This window comes from Desulfuromonas thiophila (genome assembly GCF_900101955.1).
Lineage (GTDB): Bacteria > Desulfobacterota > Desulfuromonadia > Desulfuromonadales > Desulfuromonadaceae > Pseudodesulfuromonas > Pseudodesulfuromonas thiophila.
On the sequence record NZ_FNAQ01000001.1, the window covers coordinates 163,353 to 183,127 of the forward strand.

The window sequence follows — 19,775 nt, forward strand, 5'->3', positions numbered from 1 at the left end:
AAAGCCGCTTGCCGCCTGTCCCCCCTGTCAGAGGAGATATGTTATGCCTACAGCCGCCAGAGCTTCTTCGGGTTATGACGATCTGGACCAGATTCTTGACGGACTGCGCATTGGTGACAATGTGGTCTGGGAGGTCGATAGCATGGCCGACTACCGCTACTTTGTCGCTCCCTTTGTCGCCCGTGCTCAGGCCGAGGGCCGGCCGCTGGTCTATCTGCGCTTCGGCGACCATCCGCCCCTGCTGGAGGAGGGCAGCGGCGTGCGCCAGTATGTGCTTGACCCGCGCGAGGGGTTCGAGTTTTTTGCCAGCCGCATCCACGAAATCCTCACCGAGGAAGGGCGGGGCGTGTTCTATGTGTTCGACTGCCTGTCCGATCTGCTGTCGGCCTGGACGACGGACTACATGGTGGGCAACTTCTTCTGGGTCACCTGCCCCTATTTGTTCGAACTGGATACCGTGGCCTATTTTGCCCTGATCCGCCATCGCCATTCCTTCAGCACCGTCGAGCGTATCCGCAAGACCACCCAGGTACTGATCAGCGTGTTCAATGCCGAGGAGCGTTTTTACGTCCAGCCGCGCAAGGTGTGGCAGCGCTATTCGGCCACCATGTTCCTGCCGCACCGCAAGGAGGGCGAACGCTTTGTGCCGCTGACCAACAGCTGTGAGGCCACCCGCCTGTTCAGCAGCCTGGTCCGGCGCGGCACCCACAGCGACCGCCATCTCGACCATTGGCACCACCTGTTTCTGCAGGCGGAAAAACTCGAACGCGAGGGCGCCGCGGCCGACGAAAAACTGGCCATGGTGCGCCATATCTGCCGCCACATGATCGGCCGCGAGCCGCGCATCCTGCAGCTGGCCGAGCGCTATCTCAGCCTGGCCGACCTGCTGCGCATCAAGGCCCGCGCCATCGGCACCGGTTTCATCGGCGGCAAGGCCGTCGGCATGCTGCTGGCCAACCGCATTCTGCTGGCCGATGACGCCTTCGACTGGCAGAAGGTGCTGGAGCCGCATGATTCCTTCTATGTCGGCTCCAACGTCTACTATTCCTACATCGTCCACAATGGCTGGTGGAAACTGTTCATGCGCCAGAAGAACAACGCGGAATACTTCCGTGCCGGCGCTGAGTTGCAGGGCTGCATGCTCGAAGGCAGCTTCCCCGAGCCCATTCGCGACAGCTTCCGCCGCATGCTGGAATATTACGGCCAGTACCCCATCATCGTGCGGTCCAGTTCGCTGCTGGAGGACGGTTTCGGCAACGCCTTCGCCGGCAAGTACGACAGTTTTTTCTGCGCCAACCAGGGTTCGCCGGAGGAACGGCTGGAGCAGTTCGAGCAGGCCGTGCGGCGCATCTACGCCAGCGCCATGAGTACCGAGGCTCTGGCCTATCGCCTGCAGCGCGGTCTGGAACAGCGCGACGAGCAGATGGCGCTGCTGATCCAACGGGTTTCCGGCAGCTATCACCAGCAGTTCTATTTCCCCGATTTCGCCGGCGTCGGCGTGTCGTACAACAGCTTTGTGTGGGATAAGGGCATGGAGCCGGAAGCCGGCATGCTGCGGCTGGTGCTGGGCCTGGGCACCCGCGCGGTCGATCGGGTCGATGGCGACTACCCCTGCATTGTCGCCCTCGACGCGCCCATGAAGCGGCCGCACAAGGGAGTGGCCGATGTGCGCAAGTTCTCCCAGCGCGATGTCGATGTGCTGGATGTCGAACAGAACGATCTGCAGACCCTGCCGCTGCTGCGCCTGAGCCGCGAGGCCGCCGATCTGCCCTGGAACCTGTACGCCGTGCGCGACCACGAAACCAGCGATCTGCTGCGCAGTCGCACCCTGAAGAAGGAGGATGTCTGGCTGCTGACCTTCGAGCGGCTGCTGACCCAGACCGATTTCTGCGCCCTGTTGCAGCGGGCGCTCAAGACCCTGGAACAGGCCTACGACTATCCGGTGGATATCGAATTCACCGGCAACATGGATTCGCATCAGAACCTGCAGCTGGCGCTGGTGCAGTGCCGGCCGCTGCAGACCAAGGGCATCCAGACCCTGGGCCCGTTGCCGCAGAACGTGGCGGACGAGCGCATCCTGTTCAGCAGCGAGGGCAATTTCATGGGCGGCAATGTCGCCCACCGGCTCAGCTGGATCGTGTGGGTCGATCCCGACGAATACGCCCGCCTGGGCCTGAGCGACAAGTACGAGGTGGCCCGCCTGGTCGGCCGCATCAACAGGCGCATCGCCGACCGGCAGGACAACAAGACCCTGCTGCTCGGGCCGGGGCGCTGGGGCACCTCGACGCCGGCTTTGGGCGTGCCCATCGCCTTCAATGAAATCAGCAGCGTCACCGTGCTGGGTGAGGTGGCCTTCGAAAGTGAAGGGCTGATGCCCGAGCTGTCCTACGGTTCGCACTTCTTCCAGGATCTGGTCGAAAGCGAGATCTTCTACCTGGCCCTGTACCCCGAGCGGCGCGGCTGTCACTTCAATCGTGCAAAGCTGGCCCGTTACGACAACGCCTTCGAGGGCATGATGCCGGCCAGCAGCCGCTTCAAGAAGGTGGTGAAGGTGTACCGCGTGACCGATGCCGGTCTCTATCTGCGCTCGGATGTGGTGGCCCAGCGGTTGTTGTGTTATGAAGAATGATTGGCGTTGTCAATGCCGTGCTGCCATTGCCTGCTGGCTCCGACGTGCCGGGGCAGGCGCCAGGGCCTGACAACGATGCTTTTGGCCTGACTCTTCACCCGGCTGTTTTTATGTGAAGGCAGCAGTCCCTGTTGCCGCCAGCGATCTTCGGGCGATGGCTGGTCCGGCCCCTCATTGGCGCGGAGCTTTCATGGCACAGAGAGAAACCAGAATCCTGTCGCAGACTGCTCTCTGGATGCTGGTGGGCATTTCGCTGACGCTTTTGATCCTGCTGACACTGTGTCAGATCGTTGAAACCTACCGTGAAGCCCGCCGGGCTCAGGCCGAGCGGCATGCCGCCTATGCCGTCGGCCTGGCTGATCATACCGAACGGGCACTGGGTGAGGCTCTGCTGATGCTGGAACAGCAGGTTGAACTGCTGCGGCTGCGGCCATTTTCCCGGCATGATGGTTTACAGCTGCACCAGCAGCTGGCCGCTCAGCTGCGCCGTGCCCCCCAGGTGGCGGAGTTGCTGCTGGCCGATGCCGAGGGGCGCCTGCTGGCCTCCAGCGAAGACTGGCCGACACCGCCGCGGTCGCTGGCCGACCGGGCCGATTTCCAGCGCCAGCGCGCCGGCCATCTGATTGCACCGTTACTGTCCTTGCCCTACCGGGATGCACAGCGTGGCGCCTGGTGTTTCAGCCTGTCCCTGCCCCTGACGGACGCCGCTGGTGACTTTGCCGGCGTGGTGTTGGTGGTGTTGCGCGTCGACTATTTCTCTGCTTTTTACCAGCGCCTGTTTCCCCAGCCGACGGAGCGGATTCATTTGCTGCGCCAGGATGGCCGGGTGCAACTGGTGATGCCCTTCGATCCGGCTGCCCTGGAGGTGGCCTTCATGCCGGCGCAGCATCCCGAACTGTTTGCGCCGGATCGGCAGCCGGGTCGCTTTGAATGTGCCGTGCTTGATCCGGCTGGTCGCGGGCGCCTGGTTACCAGCCAGACCCTGGAAACCCTGCCGCTGGTGGCGCTGATGTCTGTTGACAAGCAGGCGGCGCTGGGCCCGCTCCGGCAGCAGGTGGCTGAGCGCCTATTGTTTCTGCTGATCACGGTGGCAGCGATTCTGGCCCTGACGTATCAGCTGGCCCGTCAGAGCGCGGGTTCTCAGCGCGAGCTGCGCAAACGGGTCGAACTGCGCACGGCCAGGCTGAAACAGCTCAACCGCGAACTGGCGGCGCTGGTGGATATTGGCCAGCATGCCGCCGACGATGTGCAGCTGCTGCTCGATTTTGCCCTCGACAAGATTCTGTACCTGACGGGCAGTCAGTATGGCTATATCTATCACTACAACGAAGAGCGGCGCGAGTTCACCCTCAACAGCTGGTCGAAGGAGGTTTTGCCCGACTGTCAGGTGATGCAGCCGCAGACGATTTACCAGCTGGAGAAAACCGGCATCTGGGGCGAGGCGGTGCGCCAGCGCAAGCCGATCATGCTCAATGACTTTGCCGCTGAGCATCCGCTGAAAAAGGGCTATCCCGCTGGCCATGTGCCCTTGCGGCGTTTTTTGACGGTGCCGATCTTCGATGGCCGCGGCCAGATTGTCGCGGTGGTTGGGCTGGCCAACCGGGAGCAGCCCTATCGCCAGCGCGATGTCCGGCAGTTGCGGCTGATGATGGACGGGGTGTGGAAGATCTACCGCCAGCGCGAACTGGAACAGCAGCTGAGCCGCGCGGCCTCGCAGTGGCAGGCCAGCTTCGACGCCATCATCGACGCGGTCCTGCTGTATGACGACCAGGGGCGTTTGCTGCGCTGCAACCGGGCCACCACCCGGTTGTTCAAGCGTGATTTCAAAGAATTGCTGGGCATGCGCTGTCGTGAGCTGCTGGCCGGCGCCCGCACGGCCACGGCCGCCGAAGCCTCCTGCCTGGTCTGTGCCTGTCGACGGCAGAAGAGCAGTATCGAGGGGCTGCTGCAGCATGATGGGCGCTGGTTGCAGATTCGGGTCGATCCGATTCTCGATGGCGCCGACGCCTTTGTCGGTGCCGTGCAGGTAATCCACGATGACAGCCAACGGATCGCCAACGAGGAGAAGCTGCAGTTCACCCAGGCCCAGCTGCTGCAGAGCGAGAAGCTGGCCTCCATCGGCCAGCTGGCCGCCGGCATCGCCCATGAAATCAACAATCCGCTGTCCTTTATCAGCAGCAATCTGGCCAACCTGAAAAACTACATCAGCCGTTACGACCAGCAGGTGGCCGGGCTGGAACAGCTGGTGCTGGCGGGTGACGGGGTGGAAGCGGCGGAAAAGATCGCCGACCAGCGCCGCCGGCTCAAGTTTGATTACATCCAGCAGGATGTGCAGGATCTGCTGGCGGAAAGCACCGAAGGCTGTGAGCGCCTCAAACGCATTGTCGAGGACCTCAAGACCTTTGCCCGCAGCGATCAGGCCCAGCTGGAGGAGGTCGATCTGCACCAGTGCCTCGACAGCACCATCAATATCGCCTGGAACCAGATCAAGTATGTGGCGCGGCTGGAACGGGATTACGGCCAGTTGCCGCGGCTGTGGTGCAACGCCCAGCAGATCAATCAGGTGATTCTCAACCTGCTGATCAACGCCGTGCAGGCGATTGAAGCCGCCGGCCGGGGCGAGGCCGGCCTGATCCGGGTGCAGACCCGGCGGCAGGAGGGCTGGGCCGTCATCGAGCTGCGGGATAATGGCTGCGGCATGTCCGAAGCGGTGCAAAAGCGCATTTTCGAGCCCTTTTTCACCACCAAGGAGGTGGGCAAGGGCACCGGCCTGGGCCTTTCCATCAGCTATGATATTCTCAAGAAACACGGCGGCCGCCTGACGGTGGACAGCCGCGCGGGCGAGGGCAGCTGCTTTGGCCTGTGGCTGCCGCTGTCCGGGCCGGTGAGCTCGCCGGCCACTGACTGAGCGGCAGCGGATCACTACGGCCAATCCCCCTGGCAGGCTGTTGAAAAACAGCCTGCTGGAGCCCATGGACGGGCGACCAAAATCAATCATTACTTCGTAATGGATTGATTTTGTGAGCAAGACGGAAATCGCATTTTCGGCTTGCGTCGTTGAAAAAGCCCCGGATGGGACTTTTTCAACATCCTGCTTGACAGGTGAAAGGAAGCGGTTCATGCGCACGGTACTCTTTGTCGACGATGAACAGGGCATTTTGCATGCGCTGGAGCGGGTGTTTCTCGAGCGGGACGATATTCGCTGCCTCTATGCCGCTTCGGCGGCCGAGGCGCTGGAGATTCTGGCGCGCGAGGAGGTCTGGGTGGTGGTGTCCGACTATCTGATGCCGGGCATGCGCGGCATCGAGCTGCTGTCGCGCGTCAAGGCGCGCTGGCCCCAGGCGCTGCGCATCATGATGACGGCCTACGCCGATCTGGCGGTAGCCATCGACGCCATCAACAAGAGCGAGGCCTACCGTTTTATCACCAAGCCGTGGAACAACCAGGCGCTGATCGAGGTGGTGGATGAGGCGTTGATGCGTTATCAGCTGGTGGCCTCGCTCAAAACCGAGGATGAGAACGTTTTTCTGTCGCTGGCCCAGACCGTCGAGCTCAAGGATCCTTACACCAAGGGCCATTGCGACCGGGTGGCGCGCTATGCCGTGGCGCTGGCGCAGGCGGCCGGCATCGGCGCGCCGCTGATCGACGACATCCGCCACGGCAGCTGGCTGCACGACTGCGGCAAGATCGGCGTACCCGAGCGGGTGCTCAATTTCCCCGGCCGGCTCAGTAGCGAAGACATGGAAGCGGTGATGCAGCATCCACGCTGGGGCAGCGAGGTGGCGCGGCAGGCCCGCCTGCCCGAATCGGTGATCAATATCATTTTCTATCATCACGAGCGCTTTGACGGCAACGGCTACCCGGCCGGCCTCAAGGGCCTGGAGATTCCCATCGAGGCCCGCATTGTCGCCATTGCCGACGTGTTCGATGCCCTGTCGTCCGATCGACCCTACCGCAAGGCCTATTCCCTGACCGCCGTCCGCCAGATCATGGTCGAGATGACGGCCAGTCATTTCGACCCGGTGCTGATGGAACTGTTTACGCCGCAGATGGCGCCCTTGCTGCAGCAGGCCCAGGCGGGCGAATGAGGGGGAAGGGGCGGGGGCCTGTTGTGCCGGCCATAAAACGGCTGGTGCTGTTGGTTGTGTTGCTGGTGCTGGGCGCCGGGCCGCTGGCGGCCCAGCCGCTGGAGCTGACGGCGGCCGAACAGCAGTGGCTCAAGGCCCACCGGCCGATCCGGGTTGGCATCATGGCCGACTGGCCGCCGTTCAACTTTGTCGATGGCCTGGGCCGGCCGCAGGGCATCGGCGCCGCCTATCTGGCGGCGCTCAATCGCCGGCTGGCCGGCGCGCTGCAGCCGGTCGCGGCCGATTTCGCCACCAATCAGCAGCGCTTGCAGGCCGGTGAACTCGACGCCCTGATGGATATCAGCCAGCGGCCCGACCGCGAAGGGCTCTACCGCTTCAGCCGGCCGTACATGCGTGTGCCGCATGTGCTGGTGGGGCGTACGGACGGCCCCTATTTCGCCACGCCGGCCGACCTGGCCGGGCGGCTGCTGGCGCTGGAACGCGGTTTTCACAATGTGACCTATTTTCGCCAGCAGCAGCCGCAGGTGCGGGTGCGTGAGTATGCCGATACGGCCGCCGCTCTCGATGCCGTCAGCCGGGGCGAGGCCGATGCCTATGCCGGCAACCGTGCCGTAGTGGTGTATCTGCTGGAAAACGAACTGCTTACCAACCTGCGGCCGATGGGCCGGCTGGAAGGGCCGGAATCGGTGCTGCAGTTCGGGGTGCGGCCCGATCAGGTGGAACTGGTCAGCATTCTCGACAAGGCGCTGGCGTCCCTGACGGTGGCCGAGGAGCGCGCCATCCGCCGGGAATGGCTGCGTGAGCCGCCGCCGTTCAACTTTGTGCTGCTGGCCCAGCTGGGTGGCGTGGCCTTGCTGATCATTGGCCTGTTCGCCGTCTGGAACCGGCGGCTCCAGCGCGAGGTGGCCACCCGCCGCCAGGCCGAGGCGCAGCTGGCCGAGCTGGTGCGCGAGCGCACCGCCCAGGCGCGGGAACTGCGCCGGGCCAAGGAACAGGCCGAGGCGGCCGACCGGATCAAATCGGCCTTTCTGGCCACCATGTCACACGAGCTGCGCACACCGCTCAATTCCATCATCGGCTTTACCGGCATTCTGCTGCAGGAGCTGGGCGGGCCACTGACGGCCGAGCAGCGCCGTCAGCTGGGCATGGTCAAGAGCAGTTCCAGGCATCTGCTGGCGCTGATCAGCGACGTGCTCGATCTGTCGAAGATCGAGGCCGGCCAGCTGCAGGTGGCGCGCGAGTCGTGCGATCTGGCGGCGCTGCTGCGTCACGCGGAGCAGACCCTGCGGCCCCAGGTCGAGGCCAAGGGCCTGCGTTTCGTGCTGCGGCTTGAGGGCGAGACCGAGCCGGCGACGGCCGTCTGGCCGCTGGTCAGCGATGCCCGCCGGCTGGAGCAGATTCTGCTCAATCTGCTGTCGAATGCCATCAAGTTCACCGAGCAGGGCCAGGTGGAACTGATCGGCCGCCGCAGCGGCGCCGGCTACGAGGTGCTGGTGCGCGACAGCGGCATCGGCATCGCCCCGCAGGACATCGAGCATCTGTTTCAGCCGTTTCACCAGCTGGACAGCGGCCTGACGCGCAAATACGAGGGCACCGGCCTGGGGTTGTCCATCTGCCGCCGCCTGCTGCAGCTGCTGGGCGGCCGCATCTGGTGCGACAGCGTGCCGGGGCAGGGCAGCACCTTCGGTTTCAGCCTGCCGGCGCAACCGCTTGAAGAGGAGGACGGGCCAGCGTGACAACCATCCTGTACATCGAAGACAACGAACAGAATCTCTATCTGGTCAGTTTTCTGCTGCAACGCCACGGTTTTGCCGTTACCGGCGCCAGCGATGGCCGGCGCGGCCTGGAACTGGCCCTGGCGCAGCCCTTCGATCTGATTCTGCTGGACATTCAGCTGCCGGGCATGAACGGCTACGATGTTGCCCGGGCGCTGCGTTCGCACAGCCGGCTGGCCAGAACCCCCATCGTGGCGCTGACCTCCTACGCCATGGCCGGCGACCGCGACAAGGCGCTGCTGGCCGGTTGCGATGGCTACATCGAAAAACCCATCGATCCCGATACCTTTATCGCCCAGCTGCAGCCGCATCTGCCGCCAGCGGAGGGAGGCTAGCGCATGGCAACGGTTCTGGTGGTCGATGACAGCGCCGACAACCGCTATTATCTGCAGGCGCTGTTGCAGGGCCATGGCCTGAACGTGGCCGAGGCCGCCGATGGCGCGGCCGCCCTGGCGCTGGCGCGGCAGCAGCCACCGGATCTGGTCATTTCCGATATCCTGATGCCGCGCATGGACGGCTACCAGCTCTGTCGCGCCTTCAGGGCCGATGCCGCCCTGCGCGCCATTCCTTTCATCTTCTATACCGCCACCTTTACCAGCGACCGCGATGCCGCCCTCGGCCTGCAGCTGGGTGCCGACCGTTTTTTGCTCAAGCCGCAGGAACCCGAGGTGCTGCTGGCCGAGATCCGCACCCTGCTGGCGCAGGCGGCCGCGCCGGCGCCCGTGCCGGACGAAGGTCAGCTGGCCGAGGAATACGGTGCGGTCCTGTTCCGCAAGCTGGAAAAGAAGATGGCCGAGCTGGAACGGGCCAACGCCGCCCTGCGCCAGAACGAGGAGCGCTTTCGCGCCTTTTTGCAGCAGTGCCCGGTGGCGCTGGCGGTCTCGGCCGCCAGCGGGGTGGTCGAGCTGGTCAACAGCGCCTTTGTTGACCTGCTGGGCTATGGTCTTGCCGATCTGCAGCGTATTGATGACTGGTGGCCGCGCGCCTATCCCGATCCGGCCTATCGGGCGCGGGTGCAACAGCGGTGGCAGCAGGCCCTCAGCGAGGCGCGCCTCGGCGGTGGGCTGGTTCAGCCGGCGGGTGAGTTCCGCGTTTGCGACAGCGCCGGTCAGACACACGATCTGCGCATCAGCGCCACCTTCGTCGGGGATCGGCTGCTGACACTGTTTCAGGATCTGACCGCCATCCGCGCCGCCGAACGCGAACGGGCGCTGTTGCACAGCCAGATGATGCAGCAGGACAAGATGGCCTGTGTCGGCCAGCTGGCCGCCGGTATCGCTCACGAGGTCAACAACCCGGCCGGCTTCATCCACAGCAACCTGGAAAGCCTCGACCGCTATCTGGCGCATCTGCGGCGCTACTTCGATCAGGAGCAGGTGCTGCTGGCCGGCACCGACATCACCGGCCTGCCGGCGGCGCTGGCGGCGCTGCGCCACGACTGCCACATCGACGCCATTTCGCGCCAGTTGCCGGGACTGGTGCGCGACAGCCTGGATGGTATCGAACGCATTGTCGGCATCGTGCGCGATCTGCGGTTGTTCTCCCACCGCGACAGTCGCCAGCTGGAGGCGCTCGATCTGCTGGCCTGCCTGGAAGGCGTCATCAACATTGTCTGGGGCGAGATCAAAAAAAGCGCCCAACTGGAGCGCCAACTGCAGCCGTTGCCGGCGGTGCGCGGCAACAGCCAGCAACTCAGCCAGGTGCTGATGAACCTGCTGGTCAATGCCGCCCAGGCCATCGACAAGCCCGGCGGGCGCATTGTGCTGCGCAGCTGGCGCGAGGCGGACAGGGCCTGTCTGGCGGTGGAGGACAACGGCTGCGGTATGGAGGAAACCCTGCGGGCGCGCATCTTCGAACCCTTTTTCACCACCAAGCCAGCCGGCCAGGGTACCGGCCTGGGGCTGCCCATCTCGTTGCAGATTGTCGAGGCCCATCAGGGCCAGCTGCGGGTGGACAGCCAGCCGGGGCGGGGCAGCTGCTTCACCCTCTGTCTGCCGTTGGCGCAGGCTGACCACAAGGAGAACCCATGAACAATCCCCTGACCAATGGCGACTATCTCGACTGGTGTCTGCGCCAGGAGGTCTTTGCCGAGCGACTCTATGAGGAACTGGCCCGCCGTCCCGAGGTGGCGGAGGCGGATCGCGTGCTGTTGCGGCAGCTGGCCGCGCAGGAACGCGATCACATCACCAGCCTGCAGTTTGTCCAGCGGTTGCTGCGGCTGGCGCAGGAACTGGAACTGGCGTTCGAGCTGACCGCTGAACAGCGCCAGCTGCTGGCGGCCTGTGAGCGGGAAACGGCCGGGGTCAAGCCGGCCGAGCTGAGCCTGGCGCAGGGTTATGCCCTGGACAAGCGGATGGAGGAGCGCTTCATCGAGGTTCACTGCCTGCTGGAGCAGACGACCGGCAATAAAGAATTGGCGCGCCTGTTTCGTCAGTTGCGGACCGGCGATCAGGAGCATTTCGAGGCCCTGTTACGGCTGCTTGGGCGCGCTGGCGAGCCAGCGCCGGCCAAGACAGGACCGGCCTGATGATAGTCGGCCAAACGCAGCGCCGCCAGCTGCTGGCCCTGTTCGCGGCCCTGTTCGGTGGCGCGGCCGTGCTGCTGACGGCTGTGACCCTGTTGCTGCTGCAGCAGCGGACGGCGCGCGAGTTCGAGGCCCTGTGTTTGCGGGAACAGGCCAGGGTGCAGGTCGCCAGCAGTGTGCTGGAACGGCGGCTGGAAAATCATCTGGCCGATCTGCGCTTTCTGGCGGCGACACCGCTGGTGCGGCAACTGCTGGAGCAGGACAACCCCGCCCGGCGCGAGGCGCTGACCCGGCTGTTGTGTGCCTTTGTCACGCAAAAGGGGGTTTACGATCAGGCGCGTGTGCTCGATGCGACGGGCCAGGAACGGTTGCGGGTCGATTTGCGCCAGGGCGAGGCGGTTGTCGTGCCGCCGGCCCAGCTGCAGAACAAGGGCGGTCGCTATTATGTCGCGGATGCCCTGCGACTGGCGCCGGGGCAGATCTATATCTCGCCGCTCGATCTCAACATCGAACGGGGTCGTATCGAACAGCCCTACAAGCCGATGATCCGGCTGGCGACGCCGCTGTTTGGCGCTGACGGCCAGTGCAGTGGCCTGCTGGTTCTCAATCTGCTGGGCAACAGTCTGCTGGAGCGTTTCCGCCAACTGATGGGCAGCGATGTCGAACCGATGCTGCTCAACCGCACCGGCGATTTTCTGGTGGCGCCCCAGCCGCAGCTGGAATGGGGCTTCATGTTTGATCGCCCGGCCGGCTTTCCCCGCCGCTATCCGGCGGCCTGGCGGCAGATGCAGACGACGGTGGCCGGCCATTGGCGTGATGGCGAGGGCCTGTTCAGCTTCCGGGCCCTGCTGCCGTTGACCGAGGGACTGGTGTCCTCCAGCGGTTCGAACCGCCAGGCGGGCACCAGCGCCTATGTGCTGGCCGCCAGCGAGTACCGCTGGCGGGTGGTGTCGCGGATCGCGGCCGACCGCCTGCCGGCTGCCGGTCTGGTTCATCATCCCCTGGCGTTGCTGCTCTATGGCGGCGGCCTGGCGCTGCTGCTGCCCCTGAGCGCCCTGCTGGCCCGTTTGCTGGTTGGTCGTCGTCTGCTGCTTCAGCAGGTGCGGCATCAGGCCCGCCACTACCGCGAGATTACCGATACCCTGGCCGAGGGCCTGGTGGTGCTCGACGGCGCCTGCCGCCTGACCGAGGTCAATCCCGAGGCGGCCCGTCTGCTGGGCTGGTCGCGCGAGGAGCTGTTGGGGGTCGAGAGCCATCGGATTTTTCGTCTTTGTAAGGGGTCGGCGACCGCGACGCCGGCGCAGCGCTGTGGCCTGTGCCGCGTTCCCTTTGAGGGAACGGTTTACCGCAGCGAGGACGAGGAACTGCTGTGCCGCGATGGCAGCCGCCTGCCGGTGGGCCTGAGCGCCGCGCCCCTGACGGATGAGGACGGGGTCAGTGGCGCGGTGGTGGCGTTCCGGGATCTGCGCGCCATCAAGGCCTATCAGGCCGAAATTGAGCAGCTGGCGTTTCACGACAGTCTCACCGGCCTGCCCAACCGGCGGCTGTTGCTGGACCGGCTGGAGCGGGCGCTGACGCTGGCCGGCCGGACGGACCGCTATCTGGCGCTGCTGTTTCTCGATCTGGATCATTTCAAGCAGATCAACGATACCTATGGCCATGAAGGCGGCGATGCTTTGCTGTGTGAAGTGGCCCGCCGCCTGCAGCAGGCGGTGCGGCAGAGCGATACGGTGAGCCGTCAGGGCGGTGACGAATTTGTCCTGCTGCTGACCGAACTGACCTTCGCCGAGGATGCCGCCCAGGTGGCGCGCAAGATTCTGCAGGGGTTCAGGGAACCGGTCCGGCTGCAGGACCAGCGCCTGCAGGTGAAGGTCAGCATCGGCATCGCGCTCTATCCGGCTCACGGCCAGGACAGCGGCCAGCTGATGCAGCAGGCCGATGAGGCCATGTACCGGGCCAAGCAGGCCGGCCGCAACCGTTACGCCGTGGCCGGCGCGGCGCCCTGTACCCTTGATGACCCGCAGCAGGCCTGAGGTCTGTCGCAGAGGGTAAACAACGGATTAGCGGCAGGGTGCGCTCGAGCCGCGCTCTGCGGCGTCTGGCGCAAGGTCAAGGAGACAAGCGGCTGGCGTCGATGCCCCTGGGGTGTCGCGTTGCCGAATGGCTGGGAATGAAACCCGCCCAAGATGCGGAGGACGTCATGGAAACGCTGACCGATCAGCCGGAGTCGCCAGCTGCCGCCGAGGAGTTGGCGGTGCTCTGTGTCGATGATGAGCCCGGGATTCTCAAGGCGCTGCGCCGGCTGCTGCAGGACGATTATCCGGTACTGCTGGCCAACTCCGGTGCCGAGGCCATCGAACTGCTGCGCCAGGACGCGGGCGTGGGCCGGATCGGTCTGATCCTGTCGGATCAGCGCATGCCGGAGATGACCGGGGTGGAGTTTCTGCAGCAGGCGCGGGTATTGGCGCCCCAGGCCCTGCGCGTGATGCTGACCGGCTATGCCGATCTGGCGGCGACGGTGGCCGCCGTCAATCAGGGGCAGGTCTGGCGTTATCTGAACAAGCCCTGGGACGACGAGGCCCTGCTGTTGCTGGTGCGTGATGGTCTGCGGCAGGTGAGTCTGCAACGCGACAATCAGCGCCTGCAGGCGCTGGTGCAGGCACAGAACGCCGAACTCAAGGACTGGAACCAGCGCCTCAAGCAGCGGGTGCTGGAACAGACGGCACTGATTCGCCAGAAGAATGTCGCCCTGTCACAGAGCAACCGCGAGTTGCGCGACGGCCTTGACAGCATGATGCGCAGTCTGGCCTGCCTGTTGGAGATGCGCGACCAGCGTCACCAGCATCACAGCCTCAATACGGCGGCGCTGGTGACCCTGATGGCCGAGGCGCTGGAGCTCAAGCCGGCCGAGGGCGAAACCTTGCGGGCGGCGGCGCTGCTGCATGGGATCGGCAAGTTGGGGATCAGTGATGAGTTGCTGAGCAAGGATGAGGAAAGGCTCAACGAGAGTCAGTGGCGCGAATACCTGCAGTATCCGGTGCGGGGCCAGATCGCGCTGGAGCCCATCGCGCCGTTGCGCGCGGCTGGCCAGCTGATCCGCCATTTGCTGGAGCGCTACGACGGCACGGGCACGCCCGATGGCCTGGCCGGCGAGGCGATTCCCCTGGGCAGCCGCATTCTGGCGCTGGCGGAATACTTCGATCGCCAGCACAGTGGTGCGGGGCTGGCACTGGATGCCAGTCTGGCGCTGGTGGGGGCGGAACTGGGCCGGCGTTTCGATCCGGTGCTGTTTCCGCTGCTGGTGGAGGCGGCACGCGAGCTGTATCGCAGTTTTGAACTCGACGGCGCCGCCGGCTGTCGCCGCGAGCTCTATCCCCCGTCATTGTGGCCCGGCATGGTGGTGTTGCAGGATGTCTACAGCGGTACCGGCCTGCTGCTGCTGCGGCGCGGTACGGTGCTGACCGGCGACAGCATTCAGGCCCTCAAGCGCTACTACGATTCCGATCCGCCCGAGGGGCCGGTGCTGGTGCTGTGCCACAGCTGAGTGTCCGTTTGGCGGGTCTGGCCGGCTGTGGCGCCGGCGGCAGCCCCTCAGGCGTTGGCCAGGGCGCCGGTGCTTTCGCGCAGCTGTTCGGCCAGGCTGGCGACAAAGTCCTGCAGCTCGTCGGCCGGCAGGGGTAACTGGCTGCGCTGCAGCGCCTGCTGCAGCTCCTGACAGGGGCTGTGGTAGTTGCCCAGCGCCAGATGGCAGCACAGACAGCGGGCGAAGAATACCGTGTGGGCCAGGGCCGTTGCCGTCGGTTCCAGATCGGCCGGCAGATCGGGCTGGCAGGAAAACAGCGTGGCCAGCACGATTTCGGGCGCCAGTTTCCAGTGGTACAGCACCGAAGCGCCGATCTGACTGAAGCTGAAGTCGAACTGGGCCGGCGCCAGCGCATCGCGTGACAGACGCTGCTGTTGCTGCTGGTCCAGCACCTGCAGGTACTTGTCCGGTGCCTGGTTGTTGCACACCAGTTCACCGATGCTGCAGACCAGGCCGGCGAGAAAGGCCTCCTCGGCATCGCAGACGCCGCAGCGGCGCGCGACCAGCCGGGCGGCACAGGCGTGGCCGATGGCTTCTTCCCACAGCTTTTTTTCCACCGCGCCGAAATGGCTGTGCATGCCCTTGATGGCCATGGCCAGCACCATGTTGCGCAGGGCTTTCTGGCCCAGCACCACCACGGCGTCCTGAATGGTGCGGATGCGGCGGGCCAGACCGTAGAAGGAGGAGTTGGCCACCTGCAGCACCCGCGCCGCCAAAACGGGATCGCAGGCCACGGCCGCCGCCAGACCGGCGGCATCGCCCTCGCCACGGTTGAGCAGACGGATGACCGAGGCGGCCGCTACCGGCATGGCCGGCAGCTTGGCCAGACTGTCGAGCACCGTGGCGGTGCGGAACGGCAGATAATCGTCGACCGGCTTCATGGGTTGGCGATCCTTTCGCGGCGCGGGGTCAGGGTGATGATCAGGCCCCGGCGGCGGTCGCCGTCGAGAAAAGAACCTGTGGCGGTGACCAGTTGCTGGCCGCAGCCGAATTCCTCGGTGGCCGAGCCGGTCAGCTTGACCTGCTCGATGAAGGCCAGCAGGCCCGTCGGCAGGTGGTCCTCGACCTTCTCGCCCAGCAGCATGCGGCCGTCGCGGGCCAGCAGGCGGATGGCGCAGCTGTTGATATGAACGATCTGCTCGTCGCGGTCGATGCCGAGCACGCCGATGGGCAGACTGTCGAGGATGTCCTGGGCCAGTTGCAGCACCTGGCTGCGCAGCTGCAGCGACTCGGTGCGCTGCTGCACCAGTTTTTCCAGCTCGCGGTTCATGGTCAGCAGGTCGTTGTTGCGGGCCTCCAGCTCGCGGCGCAGCTGGCGGTTGCTCTCTTCGAGTAGGGCGGTTTCGACGGCGTTGGCGATGTCGATGCGCAGTTCGTCGTCGTTCCAGGGTTTGGGAATGAACTTGTAGATGTGGCCGACGTTGATGGCCTCGACCACGGCGGCGGCATCGGCAAAGCCCGACAGCACGATGCGTACCGTCTGCGGCAGACGGCTGTTGACCTCGCGAAGAAATTCAACACCATTCATTTGCGGCATGCGATAATCGGACACCACCACCCGGATGTCCGGCTGCTGGGCCAGCAGTTCGAGCCCTTCGCCGCCGGAGGTGGCGCACAGCACCTCGTACTGGTCGTAATCGAGAAACAGACGGCGCAGGGCCTTGAGCACGTTGGGCTCGTCATCGACAAAGAGAATCTTGACGGTCGCGGTCATTGCGGGGCCTTTGGTAAAAGAGAAGCGGTGGCGGGCCGTCCGGCCGGTTCGGGCAACACTGCCTGCCAAGATAACAGAAAATCATCCTGACGAAAGACGCAAAAACGGGAGGGCCGCATGATAACAGAACTGGAACCCCTCGAAGCCGGCCGGCTGCAGCGGCTGCTGGAACAGGCGTTGGCCTTGCCAGCCGAGCAGCGCGAGCTGATTTTTCAGGGCCTGAGCCGTTTCAGCCGTGAGCTGGTGCTTTGTTTCGATGCCGCCGGCGTGCTGCGGCATGTGTCGGCCAACTGCCAGGCGCAGCTGGGTTGCAGCGCCGCCGAGCTGCTGGCCGAGCCGGGCCGGCTCGAAGCCCTGGTGCATCCCGACGATCTGGCCCTGTGGCATGAACGTCATCTTGATCCGGGGCATGAACCCTTCGAGGTGCGCTTGCTGGCCGCCTCCGGCCAGAGGGAGTGGTTCGAGCATTATTGCCGGCTTCTGACCGATGTCAGTGGCGCGCCCCTGGGCCGGATTGGCACCTTTCTCAATGTCAGCCAGCGGCGGCGCGGCGCCGAGGAGCTGGAAGCGCGCAACACCGAGCTGCAGCGGCTGGTGACCCAGGTCGAGTGTATCAAGCGCGAGTGGGAGAGCAGTCTCGACTGTATCGATCAGGTCATCGTGCTGGTGGATGTCGAAGGGGTGATTTGTCGCATCAACCGCGCGGTCACCCGGCTGTACGGCCAGGAGCCGGCGGCGCTGGTTGGCCAGCCGCTGGCGGCTTTTCTGCCGGCGGCCGTGGTTGATACCGTGCTGAACTATGGCAGCGGCGAGTTCTTCGATGACCGGCTGCAGCGCTGGTTCGCCTGGCAGTCGGTGCCCTTGGCGACCCAGCAGCTTGTTACCCGGCGGGCCGAACTGGTGGTGACGCTGCATGATGTCACCGAATTGCGCCATGTCACCACCGAACTGGCCGAGGCCTACGCCAGCCAGCAGCAGACCCAGACCCAGCTGGTTCAGCAGGAGAAACTGGCCACCATCGGTCAGATGGCCGCCGGTGTGGCCCACGAGATCAACAATCCGGTCGGTTTTATCAAGAGCAATCTGGGTACCCTGGCCAAGTATGCCGGGCGGTTGCGCGGTTATATCGATCAGCTTGAGCAGCTGCTGCGCCAGACGGGCGACGCCGCGGCCCTGAGCGGCTTGCAGGAGGCCCGCCGGCAGCACAAGGTGACCGGGGCGCTGGAGGATATCGATGATCTGATCGCCGAATCCCTCGACGGTGCCGGGCGGGTACAGGTGATCGTGCAGAATCTTAAGAGTTTTTCGCGGGTCGATGATGCCGGTTTTCAGTGGACCGATTTGCACGAATGTCTGGAATCGAGCCTCAACATCGCCTGGAACGAGATCAAGTACCGGGCGCGTGTCGAACGCGACTATGCCGAGCTGCCGCCGTTGTACTGTTGCCCGCAGCAGCTCAACCAGGTGTTTCTCAATCTGCTGGTCAACGCCGCCCAGGCCATCGCCGAGCAGGGCCTGATCGAGCTGCGCACCCGCCAGGAGGGCGATTTTCTGGTGGTGGAGATCGAGGACAGCGGCTGCGGCATGGCGCCGGAGGTGATTGAGCGCATCTTCGATCCCTTCTATACCACCAAGCCGGCCGGCGAGGGCAGCGGTCTGGGACTGAGCATCTGCAGCGATATCGTGCAAAAACACCATGGCGAACTGCGGGTGCGCAGTGTCATTGGGCGTGGCAGCTGCTTTAGTGTGCGCTTGCCGTTGACCGCCGGCGAGGGCGCCGATGCTGTCGACCGGCCGGCACCGGCCGCCAGCTATGCTCGCCGCCTGCAGGGTGCCGTGAAGCCGCGTTCCGGCCCGATCGGCCGCTAGCGCTGCACGGTTTTTCCTCATTTGTGACACGATTCTGCCGCTCTTGCCATGCTAGAATGCGCGCCGCCGGTTGGACGTGCTGCTGCGCCGGCGGCCGGTTTCTTTTCGGCTTCTTTCAAGGAGAGCCCGTGCATCCGTTTGGCTTCTGTCTGGTGCTGTCACTGCTGCTGTTGCCCCTCGGCTGCCGGCCCCTGCTGCCGGCTGAGCGGCCGCAGGCCAGGGATCTGGTGCCGGCGACCTTTCAGCTCTATCCGGCGACGCCGGCGGCGGTGGCGGATCAGCCCTGGTGGCAGGATTTTGCCAGCCCCGAACTGGATCAGCTGATTGACCAGGCCCTGTGCCACAACCCCGATCTGCAGCAGCTGTGGGCGCGCCTGCGGCAGAGCCGCGCCCTGGCCCGGAGTGCCGCTGCGGCCCACTGGCCGGAACTGACCGCTGACGCCAGTGCCGCCCACAACCGTGGTCGCAGCGGCGCGGTGGCGGGATCTGAATCGGTGCAGCGCTGGGAGAGCTTTGCCGTGGCGCTGCTGAGCAGTTACGAACTGGATCTGTGGGGCCGTGTCAGCGCCCAGAGCCGGGTCGGGGAACTCGGCGCCCAGGCGGCGGCCGAGGATGTTTATGCCGGTCAGCTGACCCTGACGGCGCAGGTCTGCCTGGCCTGGCTCGATGTGCAGGCGGCGGCGGCCCGGCTGCCGCTGGCGCGCCAGCAGGTGACCCTGGGTCGTCAGCGGCTGGAGCTGCTGGTGCAGCGTTTTGGCCGCGGTCAGGCCAGCGGCATCGATATTGCCGATCAGCAGCAGCGTCTGGCGGCCGATGAGGCCGAGCTGGCGCGGTTGGGCGAAGCCCTGCACCAGGCCCGCCTGGAGCTGGCCCTGCTGGTGGGGACGGCGGCGCCCTTGCCCCTGCCGGCCGCCCCGGCGGATCTGCCCGATCTGCCGGCTTTGCCGCCGCTCGGTCTGCCGGCCGATCTGCTGGCGCGGCGGCCGGATGTGCGGGCGGCGGGGCTGCGCCTGCGGGCGGCGGACTGGCAGGTGAGCGCGGCCCAGGCCCAGCGCTTGCCGGCCGTGCGTCTGACCGCCGGGCTGTCGGCCAACAGCACGGCCCTGGCCGAACTGCTTGATGGCTGGCTGGCCAATCTGGCCGCCAGTGTCAGCGGGCCCCTGTTGGATGGCGGTCGCCGCCGCGCCGAGGTCGAGCGCAGTCGCGCCCAGGTGGCCGAGCAGCTGGCGGCCTATCGCCAGACGGTGCTGCGGGTCGTGCAGGAGGTGGAACTGGCGCTGACGCAGGAGCAGCAGCGTGGCCGGATTGTCACGGCCCTGCAGGCGCAGCTGACGCAGCAACAGCGCCTGTGCCTGCAACAGCGCGAACGCTATCTGGCCGGCACGGCCGGCTATCTGGAACTGCTGGCCGCCGAACAGGCGCGCCTGGCGCTGGCGCAGCAGCTGCTGCAGGCCCGGCGGGAAGTGCTGGCGGCGCGGGTGGCGCTGCAGCGTGCCCTGGCCGGCCAGCCGTTGCGCCCGCCGTCGGGAGCAACGGCGGAGGTTTTGGCCCAATCTCGGCAAAATCACGCCATGACGGGTCAATGATGATGCT

Annotated in this window: 13 protein-coding genes; 11 read left to right on the forward strand and 2 right to left on the reverse strand. The window is 65.4% G+C overall.

What is annotated here, in order from left to right:
- The first annotated feature begins 43 nt into the window (after positions 1-43).
- The 9 genes from BLR80_RS00720 to nosR all read left to right on the forward strand — a co-directional run bounded on the left by BLR80_RS00720 (position 44) and on the right by nosR (position 14,560).
- Positions 44-2,629, forward strand: a complete 2,586-nt coding sequence (locus BLR80_RS00720; RefSeq protein ID WP_092075300.1) for a PEP/pyruvate-binding domain-containing protein — start codon at positions 44-46, stop codon at positions 2,627-2,629.
- A gap of 190 nt (positions 2,630-2,819) precedes the next feature.
- The gene (locus BLR80_RS00725; RefSeq protein WP_171906260.1) at positions 2,820-5,537 is read left to right on the forward strand and encodes a GAF domain-containing protein; all 2,718 of its coding nucleotides are present in this window, start codon (positions 2,820-2,822) and stop codon (positions 5,535-5,537) included.
- Positions 5,538-5,748: 211 nt separating this feature from the next.
- A complete protein-coding gene (locus BLR80_RS00730; RefSeq protein ID WP_092075302.1) occupies positions 5,749-6,717 on the forward strand; it encodes an HD-GYP domain-containing protein in 969 nt (322 codons plus the stop codon).
- A gap of 23 nt (positions 6,718-6,740) precedes the next feature.
- Positions 6,741-8,453 carry a sensor histidine kinase gene (locus BLR80_RS00735; RefSeq protein ID WP_171906261.1) on the forward strand — a complete coding sequence of 571 codons (1,713 nt, stop codon included), beginning with the start codon at positions 6,741-6,743 and terminating at the stop codon, positions 8,451-8,453.
- Complete coding sequence (locus tag BLR80_RS00740; protein ID WP_092075304.1) at positions 8,450-8,827, forward strand: response regulator; 378 nt, start codon at positions 8,450-8,452, stop codon at positions 8,825-8,827. Before BLR80_RS00735 ends, BLR80_RS00740 begins: the two co-directional genes overlap by 4 nt.
- Positions 8,828-8,830: 3 nt before the next feature.
- Positions 8,831-10,522, forward strand: a complete 1,692-nt coding sequence (locus BLR80_RS00745; RefSeq protein WP_092075305.1) for an ATP-binding protein — start codon at positions 8,831-8,833, stop codon at positions 10,520-10,522.
- Positions 10,519-11,019 carry a ferritin family protein gene (locus BLR80_RS00750; protein WP_092075306.1) on the forward strand — a complete coding sequence of 167 codons (501 nt, stop codon included), beginning with the start codon at positions 10,519-10,521 and terminating at the stop codon, positions 11,017-11,019. Before BLR80_RS00745 ends, BLR80_RS00750 begins: the two co-directional genes overlap by 4 nt.
- Entirely contained in the window at positions 11,019-13,049 is a 2,031-nt protein-coding gene (locus BLR80_RS00755; protein WP_092075307.1) for a diguanylate cyclase domain-containing protein, read from the forward strand. Before BLR80_RS00750 ends, BLR80_RS00755 begins: the two co-directional genes overlap by 1 nt.
- Positions 13,050-13,216: 167 nt before the next feature.
- Entirely contained in the window at positions 13,217-14,560 is a 1,344-nt protein-coding gene (nosR, locus tag BLR80_RS00760; protein WP_171906262.1) for a response regulator c-di-GMP phosphodiesterase, NosR family, read from the forward strand.
- A gap of 47 nt (positions 14,561-14,607) precedes the next feature.
- Here nosR and BLR80_RS00765 read toward each other — a convergent pair whose 3' ends face one another.
- Together BLR80_RS00765 and BLR80_RS00770 are read right to left on the reverse strand one after the other, a co-directional pair.
- Complete coding sequence (locus tag BLR80_RS00765) at positions 14,608-15,480, reverse strand: HDOD domain-containing protein (protein ID WP_092075309.1); 873 nt, start codon at positions 15,478-15,480, stop codon at positions 14,608-14,610.
- The gene (locus BLR80_RS00770) at positions 15,477-16,313 is read right to left on the reverse strand and encodes an ATP-binding response regulator (protein ID WP_092075310.1); all 837 of its coding nucleotides are present in this window, start codon (positions 16,311-16,313) and stop codon (positions 15,477-15,479) included. The genes BLR80_RS00765 and BLR80_RS00770 overlap by 4 nt, the downstream gene beginning before the upstream one ends.
- A gap of 117 nt (positions 16,314-16,430) precedes the next feature.
- On the opposite strand from BLR80_RS00770, the gene BLR80_RS00775 reads away from it, so the two are divergent.
- A complete protein-coding gene (locus BLR80_RS00775) occupies positions 16,431-18,182 on the forward strand; it encodes a PAS domain-containing sensor histidine kinase (protein ID WP_092075311.1) in 1,752 nt (583 codons plus the stop codon).
- A gap of 128 nt (positions 18,183-18,310) precedes the next feature.
- Positions 18,311-19,768 carry an efflux transporter outer membrane subunit gene (locus BLR80_RS00780; RefSeq protein WP_171906263.1) on the forward strand — a complete coding sequence of 486 codons (1,458 nt, stop codon included), beginning with the start codon at positions 18,311-18,313 and terminating at the stop codon, positions 19,766-19,768.
- Positions 19,769-19,775: the final 7 nt, after the last annotated feature.

Bases quoted from the DNA above. Each gene is read 5' to 3' on its own strand.
- BLR80_RS00720 (WP_092075300.1), top strand. From the start codon at position 44: ATGCCTACAGCCGCCAGAGCTTCTTCGGGTTATGACGATCTGGACCAG.
- BLR80_RS00765 (WP_092075309.1), bottom strand. From the start codon at position 15,480: ATGAAGCCGGTCGACGATTATCTGCCGTTCCGCACCGCCACGGTGCTC.
- nosR (WP_171906262.1), top strand. From the start codon at position 13,217: ATGGAAACGCTGACCGATCAGCCGGAGTCGCCAGCTGCCGCCGAGGAG.
- BLR80_RS00745 (WP_092075305.1), top strand. From the start codon at position 8,831: ATGGCAACGGTTCTGGTGGTCGATGACAGCGCCGACAACCGCTATTAT.
- BLR80_RS00730 (WP_092075302.1), top strand. From the start codon at position 5,749: ATGCGCACGGTACTCTTTGTCGACGATGAACAGGGCATTTTGCATGCG.
- BLR80_RS00770 (WP_092075310.1), bottom strand. From the start codon at position 16,313: ATGACCGCGACCGTCAAGATTCTCTTTGTCGATGACGAGCCCAACGTG.
- BLR80_RS00775 (WP_092075311.1), top strand. From the start codon at position 16,431: ATGATAACAGAACTGGAACCCCTCGAAGCCGGCCGGCTGCAGCGGCTG.
- BLR80_RS00755 (WP_092075307.1), top strand. From the start codon at position 11,019: ATGATAGTCGGCCAAACGCAGCGCCGCCAGCTGCTGGCCCTGTTCGCG.
- BLR80_RS00725 (WP_171906260.1), top strand. From the start codon at position 2,820: ATGGCACAGAGAGAAACCAGAATCCTGTCGCAGACTGCTCTCTGGATG.
- BLR80_RS00750 (WP_092075306.1), top strand. From the start codon at position 10,519: ATGAACAATCCCCTGACCAATGGCGACTATCTCGACTGGTGTCTGCGC.